The following is a 13,258-nucleotide window of genomic DNA, read 5'->3' as shown; positions in this document are numbered from 1 at the left end:
CTTATGTGAAAGGATGGCCTATGTCTGTTGCAGAGAACACCCTGGCGCAACTGCGCCAGGATTTCACCTATCGGCTGGATGGCGGGCTGGATGCCTGGCGGGTGCCGGCGCGGCTCGGCCCGGTGCGGGGCGATTGCGAGGAATTCGCCCTGGCCCTGGCCTTTCGCCTGGCGGGGCGATCCTGGCCGCGGTTCATATGGCACCTAGCCAGTTTTAAATCGGTGATCTGGCATTGCACCACGGCCCAGGGCCAGGGCCATGCCGCCCTTTGGCACCGCGGCGCCGGCTGGGCAGATAACATTTACCCGACCTGGGCCGCCCGCTGCCGGCACCGCCGGCGCTTTGCCTATCTGCTGCCGCTCTTGGCGGTCAAGCTGGCCCTGGGCGCGCTGGTCGGGTAGCGGTGGCGGTTTGGTATCGCCGGCTCGGGCCTGGCTATGTCACCCTCATGCCTTTGCGGGTTGAGTTTGGCCGGCCTGGCTCGGGGTTTTTCTATCAGGTGCCCGCGGGATTTGCGTTTGACGTGTCAGCGCCCTGGTGGTCGCGGTGGTGGGTTGATCCCCATGACCGGCGGTTGCACCGGGCGGCGGCCCTGCATGACCACGCCCTGGCGGCCGGCTGGCAGCGGGTGGCGGCCGCGGCCTTGTTTTCCGAGGCATTGCGCGCCGATGGGGTGGGCCGGGTGAAGCGGCTGGCCATGGTTCTGGCGGTGATTGTGCGGCGGTTTCGCTAGGTCCACATGTTGCGGAAATATCGCATGGGCAGTCTAAATATTGAATTTCAGGGCTAGACGTGCGCGCATGGCACGATATAGCGTGCAATGCAGCGACGGTACGCCCGCGCGGGAAAGGGTACGGATGGAGTTTATGGCGCAATTGCTGCCCAACGCATCGGCAAATGAGGTGAGCGCCTTGGCGCTTGCGGGCGCGGGTGGCGCCTATGTGCGCGCCATCTTTTCGCCCGAGCCGCGCCTGGCGCGTCGGGTGGCAGAAGGTTTTGCCGGCGCCCTGGGGGCAATCTTTCTTGGGGGTTTGGTCGGGCATGTTTTGGACAAGCTGACCGGCGCGGAGGCTTACGCCTATTTCGCGGCCGGTTTTCTAATGGGCGAGGGCGGCCTGGCCGCGGTCCAGCGCGTGCGGAAACTCATTTTTGACAAGGTGGAAAAATGACAAATCTAACGGCGTTACTGGTGGCCAATAATATCACCAGCCTTTCTATCGTGATTGCCTGCTGGTGGCTGGCGCACCAATATGCCCGCGCCTTTCCGCCGGGCCGGATTATCGCGGCGGGTTTTGCGCTTTTGGGATTTTCGGTCTTGATTACCATGTTCGCGCGGCATGAGGGCCTATCAACCGATTGGCTGGTGGTGGTGTCCAAAGGGCTGATCGGCTTGGTGCTGGTCTTAATCGCCCTGCGCCGCCATGCGCTGGAACGGCGCGCCGCCCGCGGCGGCCCATGCTATTTCTGCGGCGCCGCCCCTGATCCCGAGGCATTCCCCGATGTATAATGACCGCTTAGACAAGGCCCAAATCATTCTGCGCGCCCTGGCCGGCTATGCTGGGCCAATTGACGGCGACCCCGGCCCCTTGACCCTGGCGGCCGCGGATCGCGTGCCGGCGCGGGTGGCACCGGGCCGCGCGCCCATGACGCCCGAGCGCCGCGCCATTGCCGCCGCCCAGGCCGCTTTGATCCAATCCGGCTATGAGCCGGGGCCGGTGGATGGCTATTGGGGGCCGCAATCGGATTTCGCCTATAGTGATTGGCGCGCGGCCAATAGCCTCGGGCCGGCCCTGCCGGATCGCCGGGCGGAGGTGAATTTCGGGACCGAGGCGCAGATGGTCGATATCTACGGCGCCCCTGGCAATCCGCGTTGCACCGCCGGCCGGGTGACCGTGCCTTGGAAAATGGTGCTGGCCTGGGCGCCCAGGCAAGAGATTTCCGAAATCCGATGCCACGAATTAATCGCGCCGGCCAAGCAACGGGTTTTTGAGCATGTGGCCGATATCTACACGCCCGCGCAAATCATTGACCTGGGGCTGCACCTCTTTGGCGGCTGCTACAACCTGCGCCGCAAGCGCGGCGGCGCGGCCTGGTCGATGCACGCTTGGGGCGTGGCGGATGATTTCGACCCCGCGCGCAATCGCCTGTCTTGGAAATCCGACCGGGCACGGCTGGCCCGGCCCGATGCCGCCGGCTGGTGGCAGGCTTGGGAGGATGAGGGCTTTTTGAGCCTCGGCCGGGCCAAGAATTACGATTGGATGCACGTCCAGGCGCCAGGGCTGCGCGGGTGAGCGGCCGGCTGATCCTGGCCGGCCTGGCCTTGGCGGTGATCGCGGGCGGTGGCTTGGCGCTGGAGCGCGCCGGCTATGCCCGCGGCCGGGCCGAGGTGGTGGCCGAGGCCCAGGCCGCGCGGTCGCGGCTGGAGGCGGCGCTGGCCGAGCGCCAGGCCAAGCTGACCGCCGCCCTGGCCGATCTGGAGAAATCCGAGCACGCCCGCGCGATCCTGGCGGCTGACCTGGAGGCCGCGGCCTGGGCGGCGCCCGATGCCGCGGCAATGGAAGATGCGGCGCGGCTGGATCGGCTGCGGGCGCGATGGGGGGCAAAGCCATGACGCGGGCAATTCGTGAATTTTGGGCGGCGATGATCTTGGTGGCCTTGTTGTTTGCCCTGGGCGGTTGCCTGGGCCGCAATCTGCCGGCCGCGGTGGCTACGCCCCCGGCGTTGCCCGAGCGCGCCCTGGCACCCTGCCCGGCGCCGGGTGAGTTTCTGGCCGCGGGGCCGATGGCGCGGGCTGAATTTGAAATTGCCGTGGGGCGGATGGGCTACGCCCTGGCCGCCTGCGGCGGCGAAAAGGCGGCTTTGGTCGCATTTATCAAGGGCGCGCTGGTCGATCTGTCGCGCAGTGGAAAGGATTAAATATGGCGTCTGTCAATCGCGTGGAGGTTATCGGCTATCTTGGGCGTGATCCCGAGGTGCGCAGCTTTCAAAACGGCGGCAAGGTCTGCAATCTGCGGGTGGCCACCTCGGAGGTTTGGAAAGACCGCAACACGGGTGAGCGGCGCGAGAAAACCGAGTGGCATAGCGTCGCGATCTTTGCCGAACATTGCGTGCGCTTTGCCGAAAGCTACCTGAAAAAGGGCGCTTTCGTGCGCATCGTCGGCAAGATGGAAACGCGCAAGTTTCAAGACCAATCGGGCGCGGATCGCTACACCACCGAAATCGCGGTGCGCGGCTATGGGGGTGAGGTGATGGGGCTGGACCGCTTGCCAGGCCAAGGCGGCGGCCAGGGCGGTGGCCAAGGGTCGCACGGCGGCCAGGGTGACCAGGGCGGCGGCTATGGCGGCCAGGATCAAACGGGCGGCCAAGGGTCGCGCGATTTAGATGATGAAATCCCTTTCTAGCGGAGTGCGTGCGATGAATGAATTAACCGGAAATCAAGCGGCCTGGCTGGTCTTGGGTGTCCCGGCTTTGCTGGGGTGGGTCGCGGCGCTTTTGGGCTGGCTACTTGCGCCGCATCTTGGCGTTGATCCGGCCCCTATGGCCTGGGGCCTTTACGCGATGCTGGGGTGGTATGTCCTTTGCATGGTGGTGGCCTCGGGGTGGCTTGGCGTTGTCCTGTTTTTGGGGGCGTTCTGATGCGCCGTTTTGCCCTTTTGCCCCGCCGGTTTGGCAAGGCCGCTGCGGTGCGCGCGGCCTTGGTTGAGGCCAAGGCGGCCGTGCGTGGCGATATGGATTGCCTGTTGCCGGTTGAGGGCCGCGCGCCCGAGCGCCGGCTGTGCCGCGATATCGTGGCCGATCTAAACCTAACGCGCGTGACCTGGGCCAGCGGCGAAATCGGCCTGCGGCTTTATATCTCGGGCCGGCTGGTCTTGCATGAAACCGCCCCGGCCGCCCTGGCGGGGCTGGCCGAGCAATGGCTGACGGCGGCGCGGCTGGGGATGGCCTGGGCGGTGCCAGGGGCGGCCGATCCGGTCACGCCGGGCAATGGCTATGTGACGCGGCCGGCCGATCTTTACGGGCTGGCCCGTGCGGCGCTGGACCTGGCCACGCGCGGCGGCCTGAATGCCCTGGCGCGTGATACCGGCGCGCCGGTCACCGATGCCGAGGTGGCGGCCCTGGTGGCCCAGGCGCCGCCCTATCGGCCCAAGCCTGATCCCGACGAAATTCTGCGCAACCTACAAGGACAAATCGAATGAAACGGATTTTAGCAAGTATGGTCGGCCTCATGGGGCTTTCTGCATTGGCAGGGCAGGGGGTATCGGTCGCGGTGGAGCGCGCGCCCGATCCTGACCCCGCGCCCGCGCCTGAGCCTTGCCCGCTGGAGGGGGCAATTCAGGCCGCGCAGCGCGGTGCCCAGGTGTTTTTCGTGGTGGGTGAGGCGCGGCATATCAACCTGGCCAAACGTGAATTTATGCGCCGTTGCCCCGATCTGCGGCCGGGCGGCAATCGCCTAATTTGCGACCTGGGGGAAATTCTCATTCAATCGGCCCGGGCCGGTGCCGAAACGGCCGCGGGGTGGCGCGGGCCGATCCTGTTTGATCGGGGGCTTTGGAAGGCTTGACCGCGGCCCAAGAGGCTGCCTGGCGCAAGGCGGCCCGCCGCACGCGGATGGCGGCGCAGATGAGTGAGGCCGCGGCGGCGGTTTCTGATTTCGGGGACGCCCTGGCCGCGCCCGAGGTGGTGGCGATGATGGGCGGCCGCGCATCGCGCGGGGTCAATGTGGCTGCGGCCGATCCCGCGCCGGCCCCGGTCGCACCGGTCGCACCGGCCGCCCCGGTCGCACCGGCCGCGGTGTCGCGCCAGGTGCGCCGGCAAATGGCGCGCCTGGCCGCCAAGGGGCGCAGCGTATGAGCGCGGGCAAGGTGAGCGGCACCGCGCCCCAGGTGGTGATCTTGGATGATCTGCGCGCCGATCATAAGGCCAAGGTGGCGGCGCGGTCGCGGGCGGGGGTCACGCGCGCGGCGCTGGACCTTATGAAGGCCGGGCGCAATGTGGCGGTGCTGGTGCCCTCGGCGGCCGCGGCGGCCGCCTTGCTGCCCGAGTTGATCGCCGGCGGGCTGCGCCGCGTGCCAGGCGGGGATCGGCTGGGCCTCGGGCCGCGGCGCTTGCGCTTTGTCCTGGCCGGCTCTGATCCGGCCGCCCTGCGCCATTTTAACGGGCGCTTGATTTGGGGCGAGGATTTGGACGCGGCGGCCTATTCGCTGCATTGGCCCAAGCTGGCCGACACGTTGGAGGTGCGGTGTAAAATCCGCGCCGCGGTTGGGGCAGAGCGGCCGGCGCCGGTGGCGCAGCTTGACCGGCTGGGCGGCACGCGGTGTTGATTGCCGCGGCCCTGGGGGCGGTTCTGGGCGCCCTGGTGGGGCTGTTGCTTGGCCTGGGGATCGCGCTTGGGTCGCGGGATGGTATTTGGCCCGACGCCTGGGCCTTGCTGGGCTTTGCGGGGGCCGGTATTGGGGCCTTGGTGCCAATTTTGGAGGGGGTCTTGTGAGCGAAACGCGTGTTATTCCGGCGGTGGCGGTAATCCTTGGCGCCCGTTGTGATTGCGGGGGTGAATTAGGGCGGGCGGGCAAGGGTCTGTTGAGCGACCCGCCGCAAATTCCTGTCCGTTGTTTGGCCTGTGGCGCCTGCCGCGTTCTGACGGGGTACTATCAACAGGAAATCCGTCTGGGGGCTGCGCCGTGACCCTAGCCCGCGCCGCCTGGCGCCGGCTGGTCTGTCATGCCGCGGGCCATGATTTGCCGCCGGTGTCGGTCTTGCGGCCGACCGGGCGCGAGGTGATGGTGGCGCGGCTGACTGCGGCCCCCGAGCGGGTCCAGGTGGCCCGCTGTCGCCGCTGCGGCCGTGAGCACGCCGAAAGTGGGTTTTTCCTGGCGGGCGATCCCGCGGCCCGGCGGGTGACCCCGGCCGAGGCCCGCGCGATCCTGGCGGCCGAATGAGCCGCGCCAACCGATCCCGAGGCCCTGGTGGAAACGCCGGGGCCTTTTTGCGTCTGGTGGGGTAATTCCTGGCAAAAAAATGCCCCCTGGGCAGGTAAGCCAGGGGGCCAGGTCTTGGCAGTTCTGATGGCCCCAAACCTTGCACGATATTTAGGGCATTGCAAGCGGTCGCGCCTGGGGTGACGTGCGCTTTTGTGCCGACCGGGGCAAAATTCCTTGTGTCAGTTTTGTGCCAATATCCCAAATCAACCGGGGTTTTTTGCTAACTTTCCGTAACATTTCAGGGGCTTGCGCCGCGCGACATGTCCCGAAAAAAGTGCAGCTAAGGGCTTGTCATTGCTTGGATTTTTGAGATAGACCGATCCGCGGAGACGTGGCCGAGTGGTCGAAGGCGCTCCCCTGCTAAGGGAGTAGGCCCGGAAGGGTCTCGAGGGTTCGAATCCCTTCGTCTCCGCCACCCCGACCAAACCTGTGGCACTGCGCCCCGCGTGGGCCTTCATCCCCCCGATTTCACCCAACGTACCTTCGCTTTGCGAATTCGTTACATTTGCGCGGCACGGTTTTGGCAGCCCTCCGCCTTATTCTCGGCAGATTTTTAGGCGAGCATTTTCACCATCCGGGGGGACCAAATCCTAGGCGGTTACAGTGGCGCGATGCCCTGTCGCCATGCGAAAGGGAGGTTCCAGATGTTGGTTAACGTTAGAGACTGGTCTCGCATTCTGCACAATTGCATCTTTTCCGATGCCGACCAGTCGCTTTGTGCAAGGGCATGGCAATATCGAGAGGCGAGCCGTCTTTGGGCCCTCTGGGTCGTGGTTTTCACCCCCTCTCATTGCGAACGAAGTTTCCGTCACCATCGCAAAATACTGCGGCTCAAGGCGCGCAGGTCGCAAGGCAACCGCGGTTGGCGCGACAGCAATCGGCCCACTCTCTGACCTCGGAATTATTCTGCTGGGCAGTTGCATGCAGATGCATTCACGTTCACTTTGCCGGCAACGCCACAGGCGGCCGGTTTGACCGCGCCGCTGGCCTTACCCAAGCAAAGGACAGCTATGCTTCGTCACGATCCCATCTACCCGTCCCACCGATCCCCCGTGGTTGCCGACAATGTCGTCGCGACCTCTCAGCCACTGGCCACGCAGGCCGGGCTTTTGATGATGCAGCAGGGGGCAATGCGGTGGATGCGGCGATCGCCACCGCCGCGGCGCTGACAGTGGTGGAGCCGACGGGCAATGGGCTGGGGTCTGACGCCTTCTGTATCCTGTGGGATGGCGAGAAACTGCACGGGCTCAACGCCTCGGGTCGGGCGCCTGCGGCATGGTCGCCCGAGCGGTTTCCGGATGGCATGGTCGAACATGGTTGGGACAGCGTGACCGTGCCGGGCGCGGTCAGTGCTTGGGTTGAATTGATGGAGAAGTTCGGCAAGCTTGATCTGGCGACCGTGCTGGCCCCGGCGATCCGCTATGCCGAAGAGGGCTTCCTCGTTTCGTCCACCATCGCGACGCTTTGGGCGCGCGGGGCCGAGGTTTTGGGCAAGCAGCCGGGCTTTGCCGAGACATTTCTGCCCGAGGGCCGCGCCCCGCGCGCGGGCGAGCGGTTCCGCAACCCCGGCGCCGCACGCACCCTGCGTCTGATCGCCGAAACCAATGGCCGCGCCTTTTATGAAGGTGAGATCGCGCAAGAGATTGTGGCCCATGCCAAGGCCAATGGCGGCGCGATGACCATGGACGATCTGGCGGCCAACAAGCCCGAATGGTGCGGCACGATCAGCCAAAGCTTCGACGGTGTGGATCTGCATGAGATTCCGCCAAACGGGCAGGGGATCGCCGCGCTCATGGCGCTTGGCATACTGGAGCATAGCGACATTCGCACCCACGGGGCCGACGACCTGATGGCGGTGCATTTGCAGATCGAAGCCTGCAAACTGGCGTATAGCGATCTGCATGCCTATGTGGCGGATCGGACCGCCATGACGCAGGTCGACGAAAAGGCGCTGCTTGATCCGGCGTACCTCAAATCTCGCGCGGCGCTGATCTCAGCCGACAAGGCGCAAGATTTCGGCGCGGGTGCGCCGAAACAGGGCGGCACGGTTTTGATGAGCACGGCGGATGCCTCGGGCATGATGGTCAGCTTCATCCAGTCGAACTACGCGGGCTTCGGCTCGGGCGTGGTGGTGCCGGGGACGGGGGTCTCAATGCAGAACCGTGGCTTTGGTTTCACGACCGAGGCGGGGCACCAGAATATCGTGGCGGGGGGCAAGCGGCCTTTCCATACGATCATCCCCGGTTTCGCGATGAAGGACGGCCAGCCCTTGATGGCCTATGGCATGATGGGCGGCCCGATTCAGGCGCAGGGCCATATGCAACTGCTGCTGCGCACGCAGCTTTGGGGGCAGGACGTTCAGGTCGCCGCCGATGCGCCGCGCTGGCGGATCCTATCGGGGTTGGAGGTGGCCTGCGAACCGGCAATGGCGCCCGATCTTTTGCAAGGGCTGCGCGATCTGGGCCATGTCGTCCATGTCGAAGCGCCTGACAATGCTTTCGGTTTCGGCGGGGCGCAATTGGTGCAGCGCTTGCCCGAAGGCGGCTATTCCGCCGGGTCAGATCCCCGCAAAGACGGGCAGGCGGCGGGTTTCTGAGCCATAGGGCATCTGCCCACGTAGGAATGGCATGGCTCGGTATCGGGCCATGCCATCCTACTTTAAGCGCTCAGCCCTGAGCGCGTTTCGCATCAACCGACCATGGCCCCGGACCGGCAGCTGCAAGGTAGAGGAAGCCAAGGCTGTAAAGCGCGGCCATCAGACCGCTGAGGATGAAGGCCGGCAGCCGCGAGACGCTAAAGATCAGTTCAGTCACGCCCGCGATGCCACCCAATGAGGCGATCGACACGCCGCTCATCTGGCTGGTCGGGAAGCCGAGAATTTCGCTTGTGCTATGTTGCAGGATCAACAGGCCCGACATGATGCGGAAAAGCGATAGTATCTGCGGCCGGTATGGGGAGAGGAAGGTCAAGATTTTCCCTTTCAGGGTTTCTTGTTGTGCTCACCGGGCCAGTATCAATCCCAGTCCACGCGACCCGCTTAGCCTCAAGCGCGGGGGAGGGGGATATGCCACGTATCTGTGATTTGGGCGCGCCCGAATTCGCGGGCGACGGAGGCAAATTTCAAGCGGAGGCAAATAATCGAAAAAAATCGTCACAAAGGCCCAATTGCACTTGCGCACCCCGGACTGCCCGCGTTAAAGAGCCGCTGTCCGAGGGCGTTGCCCGAAAGACAAACATAGGCATTCCGGCGTAGCTCAGCGGTAGAGCAGTTGACTGTTAATCAATTGGTCGTAGGTTCGATCCCTACCGCCGGAGCCAACCTCTTCTGAAATGGTTGGAAACAAACGAAAAAGCGCTCCCTCGGGGGCGCTTTTCGCGTTTCGGACACAGGTTTTGACACACCGCCTTACACACTCCGGACACAACGGAGTCACAAGGAGTCACACCTGGTGTCACAAGCCCGTTCCAAACACGCGCGCATTCCTCATCTTGAACTTCGACCTCAGGGATACGTTTGGCGACGACGAATCCCTCGCTCGATCCTTCATCTGGACCAGATCGTGAAGGGCCCCCGACCGACGGGAGTCGCCCCAAATCGAGTCAAACCGGCCCAAGACATGTGCGTTTTGCGCAATGCAAACCTGCCTTCGGAGGAGATTCCGAATTTGCATAAAGTCAAACGTGGGATTCAAACCGTCGTTGCGGGATCCTCAGTATGTTTTCCGCTGAAGACCCATGCTTTTCCGGAAGCTGCTGCTCTTGCCCGCAAGCTCAGTGCCCTCAGTGATCAGATTTTCCTCTACGCAGTGACGACCATGAGCCTTTCTCTCCAAGATACCAGAACCTTGCTGACAGCTTTCGCCCGCTTCGAAATCGAGGCGGATGATCGCGAGCGTGCGCTGGCAGATCCGAGATCGCCTCAGCTTGCGCAGGCGGCACTTGAACGAGAGGCCGCCCGTCAGGCGGTCCTGCGGCAGGCATTCTTTCAGCATGATTACAGCGTTGTGCGGGAACCGCTGCGGCATGTTGCCAACCATCTTGGCATCAAACTTCCCGATGCCGCGAGCGAACAGGCACGCCTTCTCGCCTACGAAGCTACCCGCGTGATGCTCGATGCGAGCCAAGAGAAGGTCCGGCGCGACCAAGGAGAGTTCCCCGGTCCGAGTCCCTACTTTTCCAGCGTGATTGCTGAACAATCAAACCCTGGCACAAATGCCCAAACTCCCACGACGATGACGTCCATCGCTCCTACTAACAAGGAAGAAGCCATGAAATTGTTTCCCCGATCTTGGTTTGCGTCAATCAAAGAGTCGCCACTTCAAACGGAGGTTCTTGAAGAACACGCACCTGCGCCCTCCACGCCTGCGCAGGAGGAAGGGCTCCACGCCCTATTGAGAAGCCGAGGTGTGCTGCAGTCCTGCTCTCCTGAGGTTCTCGCAGCTTTAAAGAAAGGTGGTGCAATGGAGGTGTCAGACGGCTTTTTGGTCTATACCGCCTTGAAGTCCGCAGGGTTCGGCGATGAATGGCAAAGGCATCAGAAACCGGACAAGGCGGTAGGGGACAAGTGGCAAAAGTCATCGCTTTCCTCAGTGAGGACGGCTTCCAAAATTTGGGCCGAGGAGTTTCGAGCGACAGAATTTACGCAAGCGTCTCCCGACGACATTGAGAGCACAATTGAAATGATCCGGAGGCTGTCAAAATACCATGGCAAGGGTAGAAAATATACTGCGAAGAGCTACCGAGCGCTAAACGCCAAAGTGGATAAGCGCGAAGCGGCAGCCATGGATGCGGCCGAGCGCGAAGCCCGGCGAAACGGCATCACCAATGAGGCAGAAATTCGCGACCTCCGCATGGCAAAGGCTGAACCACGACTGCGCGTGAATACCTTCGTGCGGCTTGTCCGCTCCGTGAATAGAGTGGGCACCATGCTCAAGAAGCTCGGTGTTATTGAAGTGAATCCCTTCGATATCTGCTCCTTTACCAACCGTGAAGAAAAGGCCTTGAAGGCGACGGAGGCCCTGCTGGAGCGGGAACCCTGGGACGATCGGTTTGACGAGTTTTTAGCGTCTCCAGTGTTTCAGGGGAAGGCGAATGGCGACGCAGATCCACTCTTCTGGATGCCGCTGATTGCCGCCCTGATGGGGCTTCGCAGTGAAGAGGCCGCCCAACTGGGACCGATGGATGTTCAATGGGACAGCAAGGTCGCCTACGTCATCGTGCGGCAGGAATTGGGAGATTCAGTCAAATCTGCAAATGCGACGCGAAAGGTTCCGGTGCATCCGGCTTTGATTGAACTGGGTTTCTTGGAGTTGGCTGAGCGGGCAAAAAAGAACGGCCAACGTCGCCTCTTTCCTTCGCTTAAGCGAGGTGCGAACAAGGGCACCTACACCGAGAATTTCACAAAGACATTCGGGTATTATCGCCGCACAAATGACGTCTATTGGCACGGGCTTGATTTCCACGCCCTACGCACCACGTTCCACCACCGTCTATTAGATGCGTCTTGTCCGGGGGCCCACCGGCGCAAACTCATGGGGCACGAACCGTTGGATGAAGGAGAGAAGTCCTACGCGCAAAAGGGCATCAGCATGCCAAGCCTTCTGAAGGAGGTGGGCAAAGTTCCGTTCGATACAGCGCGCGTGCGAAGTCCGCTCGCAGATTATCCCAAGGCATTGCATGAAGGTAATGGACTACGCCTGGTGCATAGGAGTGCGTCATGAAACAGAAGGGCAACAAGTTTGAGGGGGGCTTGGCCCTCGTTCAGGTGGAGGGAAGAGCAACTCAGAAGAGGAAGATGACCTTCCGTTCGAAGTAATGGAAGAGGGAGATGCTATGGTTGCATCCGGCACTGTCGCCGAGAGTAACACAGGATCAACTTACGTGGCGGTTTGCTACAGGGGCGCACAACTGAGGATAGAAGCGACCTATCAACCGAAGCGGCGAGGGCCAATCAAAGCTTCGTTCTCTCTTCCTCTGGATTTCTCCGAACCTTCCTATCTGTTCCCCCTCCTCGAGGGGGAGCAACCGTGGAGCGATTGGGTGCCGATCGAACGCTTCGTGCGTGAAGCCATGGAGGCCATGCCGATTCCGCCATCGGAGATTGAGATTCTCAAACGCCATCTTAGGGTTCTAAGATCTGTGAGAAACGGACCAGAGGTTTCGAAGCTCCTTTCCGCGCGGCCGGAGAAACTCCGCCAAGACGCCCTTGCCGGTGTGGATGACGAGCAGGTGGCCAGTCAACTCGCAGGAATAATTGAGGGGCTGCAACGGAATATAAACCATCCTAAAGTTCCTTTAAAAACTCTCGCCGCGGCTGGCAACTTCATACGAATGTATGAGGAGTTCTTCCGTGAACAGCAGCGGCGTGATGCGATGTCGGCATACAACAGAATAGGCGAGAGGATATTCTTGAAAGAAATTGGGCAAACTCGTCATAGGCCTTATCGGCGGTAAATTCGGGACTGAATATTTAGGGGTAAGGCCCAAAATCTCCCAGACTGAAAGCGTAAAGGGCTCGGAACCAACAATCTGGATTGGTGATATATCTTCCCATAGCTCAACTCCAAGGCGGCTGAACACGGCCCACTCACATCGTCCCAGAATTGCGGCCCTGGTTCCATTGGCCACGTAACGCAATTATGCTTAGGGAAAGCCGCGCGGCGCCACTTCGATTACAGCGATGTCGAACTTTTTCAATCTCCAACATCGCGGCCTGCGCACATCCGAAGTATGCGCGGACCGGCGCTCACCCTCATTAAGTGACACTTCCACATACTCTCTCCTGTGCGCTAACGCCTATGTGCCAAAGGATCAGAGTTCATGTCACAGAAGTGGGTGTGGGCACCTGTTAATATCGATTTTGCGAACTTTTGATCCACAATCAAGCGCTTTAACCAACTGAGCTAAGACGACACTCGGGCGGATTTAGCGCTGACCGGTTTTAGCGTCAATTTTGTGATAAACTCGGTTCAGCAGAGTAGGAGCACCGGGATGACAGACCCAAAACCGAATGAATCAGACCCCGAGTGGGAGGAGTGGTTTATAGAGAAGATGGGCCAGCCTGGGCCCGATGAGGAAGCGTTTTTCGAACGACTGCGGCGCCTTGGGCTTGGAGTTGGCCTCGATGAGGACGGGAACCTTGTTTACGACAAAGACCTTCCCGAAGCCAAGAACGGGCTTGGAGAATAGACCCTGTTCACGGCGCTGTAGTGTTAGTGATCTCTGAAAAACCCTCACCCGCTGTGGCGTTTCGGATACCGACAGCGGCAAGAGATCAACCA

18 protein-coding genes, 2 tRNA genes and 1 pseudogene are annotated in these 13,258 nt (G+C 62.1%); 20 read left to right on the top strand and 1 reads right to left on the bottom strand.

Going from position 1 to position 13,258, the window contains the following annotated elements; genetic code table 11:
- The first annotated feature begins 20 nt into the window (after positions 1 to 20).
- From ACFQAU_RS02770 to ACFQAU_RS02695, 16 genes and pseudogenes are all read left to right on the top strand, one after another.
- Complete coding sequence (locus ACFQAU_RS02770; RefSeq protein ID WP_132447042.1) at positions 21 to 401, top strand: hypothetical protein; 381 nt, start codon at positions 21 to 23, stop codon at positions 399 to 401.
- Positions 402 to 448: 47 nt separating this feature from the next.
- Positions 449 to 733: a DUF1353 domain-containing protein gene (locus ACFQAU_RS02765; protein WP_132447044.1), complete on the top strand. Its 285-nt coding sequence runs from the start codon at positions 449 to 451 to the stop codon at positions 731 to 733.
- A 133-nt stretch (positions 734 to 866) separates the two neighbouring features.
- On the top strand, positions 867 to 1,169 hold the full coding sequence (locus tag ACFQAU_RS02760; RefSeq protein WP_132447046.1) for a hypothetical protein: 303 nt from the start codon (positions 867 to 869) through the stop codon (positions 1,167 to 1,169).
- Entirely contained in the window at positions 1,166 to 1,507 is a 342-nt protein-coding gene (locus ACFQAU_RS02755; RefSeq protein WP_132447048.1) for a hypothetical protein, read from the top strand. Before ACFQAU_RS02760 ends, ACFQAU_RS02755 begins: the two co-directional genes overlap by 4 nt.
- A 79-nt stretch (positions 1,508 to 1,586) precedes the next feature.
- Positions 1,587 to 2,291 (top strand): hypothetical protein, encoded by a 705-nt coding sequence (locus ACFQAU_RS02750; RefSeq protein WP_386280376.1) that lies wholly within the window; start codon positions 1,587 to 1,589, stop codon positions 2,289 to 2,291.
- A complete protein-coding gene (locus ACFQAU_RS02745) occupies positions 2,288 to 2,611 on the top strand; it encodes a hypothetical protein (RefSeq protein WP_386280373.1) in 324 nt (107 codons plus the stop codon). The genes ACFQAU_RS02750 and ACFQAU_RS02745 overlap by 4 nt, the downstream gene beginning before the upstream one ends.
- Before the next feature lie 29 nt (positions 2,612 to 2,640).
- Positions 2,641 to 2,916, top strand: a complete 276-nt coding sequence (locus ACFQAU_RS02740) for a hypothetical protein (RefSeq protein ID WP_386280370.1) — start codon at positions 2,641 to 2,643, stop codon at positions 2,914 to 2,916.
- 2 nt (positions 2,917 to 2,918) lie between these two features.
- A complete protein-coding gene (gene ssb, locus ACFQAU_RS02735) occupies positions 2,919 to 3,401 on the top strand; it encodes a single-stranded DNA-binding protein (RefSeq protein WP_386280367.1) in 483 nt (160 codons plus the stop codon).
- Positions 3,402 to 3,414: 13 nt separating this feature from the next.
- Positions 3,415 to 3,636: a hypothetical protein gene (locus ACFQAU_RS02730; protein ID WP_386280365.1), complete on the top strand. Its 222-nt coding sequence runs from the start codon at positions 3,415 to 3,417 to the stop codon at positions 3,634 to 3,636.
- Positions 3,636 to 4,196 carry a hypothetical protein gene (locus tag ACFQAU_RS02725; protein WP_386280362.1) on the top strand — a complete coding sequence of 187 codons (561 nt, stop codon included), beginning with the start codon at positions 3,636 to 3,638 and terminating at the stop codon, positions 4,194 to 4,196. Before ACFQAU_RS02730 ends, ACFQAU_RS02725 begins: the two co-directional genes overlap by 1 nt.
- On the top strand, positions 4,193 to 4,561 hold the full coding sequence (locus tag ACFQAU_RS02720) for a hypothetical protein (protein ID WP_386280359.1): 369 nt from the start codon (positions 4,193 to 4,195) through the stop codon (positions 4,559 to 4,561). Before ACFQAU_RS02725 ends, ACFQAU_RS02720 begins: the two co-directional genes overlap by 4 nt.
- A 59-nt stretch (positions 4,562 to 4,620) precedes the next feature.
- Positions 4,621 to 4,851, top strand: coding sequence for a hypothetical protein (locus ACFQAU_RS02715; protein WP_386280356.1), 231 nt, complete (start codon positions 4,621 to 4,623; stop codon positions 4,849 to 4,851).
- A complete protein-coding gene (locus tag ACFQAU_RS02710) occupies positions 4,848 to 5,321 on the top strand; it encodes a hypothetical protein (protein ID WP_386280353.1) in 474 nt (157 codons plus the stop codon). The genes ACFQAU_RS02715 and ACFQAU_RS02710 overlap by 4 nt, the downstream gene beginning before the upstream one ends.
- Positions 5,322 to 5,678: 357 nt before the next feature.
- The gene (locus ACFQAU_RS02705) at positions 5,679 to 5,936 is read left to right on the top strand and encodes a hypothetical protein (protein ID WP_132447141.1); all 258 of its coding nucleotides are present in this window, start codon (positions 5,679 to 5,681) and stop codon (positions 5,934 to 5,936) included.
- A gap of 367 nt (positions 5,937 to 6,303) precedes the next feature.
- Positions 6,304 to 6,393, top strand: a tRNA-Ser gene (locus tag ACFQAU_RS02700).
- 595 nt (positions 6,394 to 6,988) lie between these two features.
- A pseudogene (locus ACFQAU_RS02695) lies at positions 6,989 to 8,574 on the top strand (gamma-glutamyltransferase family protein).
- A gap of 70 nt (positions 8,575 to 8,644) precedes the next feature.
- Here the strand turns inward: ACFQAU_RS02695 and ACFQAU_RS02690 are convergent.
- The gene (locus ACFQAU_RS02690) at positions 8,645 to 8,947 is read right to left on the bottom strand and encodes a DoxX family protein (RefSeq protein ID WP_206054348.1); all 303 of its coding nucleotides are present in this window, start codon (positions 8,945 to 8,947) and stop codon (positions 8,645 to 8,647) included.
- A gap of 274 nt (positions 8,948 to 9,221) precedes the next feature.
- Here ACFQAU_RS02690 and ACFQAU_RS02685 point away from each other — a divergent pair.
- The 4 genes from ACFQAU_RS02685 (at position 9,222) to ACFQAU_RS02670 (ending at position 13,166) form a co-directional block, all read left to right on the top strand.
- Positions 9,222 to 9,296, top strand: a tRNA-Asn gene (locus ACFQAU_RS02685).
- A 299-nt stretch (positions 9,297 to 9,595) separates the two neighbouring features.
- On the top strand, positions 9,596 to 11,698 hold the full coding sequence (locus tag ACFQAU_RS02680) for a tyrosine-type recombinase/integrase (protein WP_132447137.1): 2,103 nt from the start codon (positions 9,596 to 9,598) through the stop codon (positions 11,696 to 11,698).
- 112 nt (positions 11,699 to 11,810) lie between these two features.
- Positions 11,811 to 12,431, top strand: a complete 621-nt coding sequence (locus tag ACFQAU_RS02675) for a hypothetical protein (protein WP_386280342.1) — start codon at positions 11,811 to 11,813, stop codon at positions 12,429 to 12,431.
- 537 nt (positions 12,432 to 12,968) lie between these two features.
- The gene (locus ACFQAU_RS02670; protein ID WP_132447133.1) at positions 12,969 to 13,166 is read left to right on the top strand and encodes a hypothetical protein; all 198 of its coding nucleotides are present in this window, start codon (positions 12,969 to 12,971) and stop codon (positions 13,164 to 13,166) included.
- Positions 13,167 to 13,258: the final 92 nt, after the last annotated feature.

This window comes from Sulfitobacter profundi (assembly GCF_042661425.1).
Lineage (GTDB): Bacteria > Pseudomonadota > Alphaproteobacteria > Rhodobacterales > Rhodobacteraceae > Sulfitobacter > Sulfitobacter profundi.
This window is presented reverse-complemented; position numbering and strand designations above follow the sequence as displayed.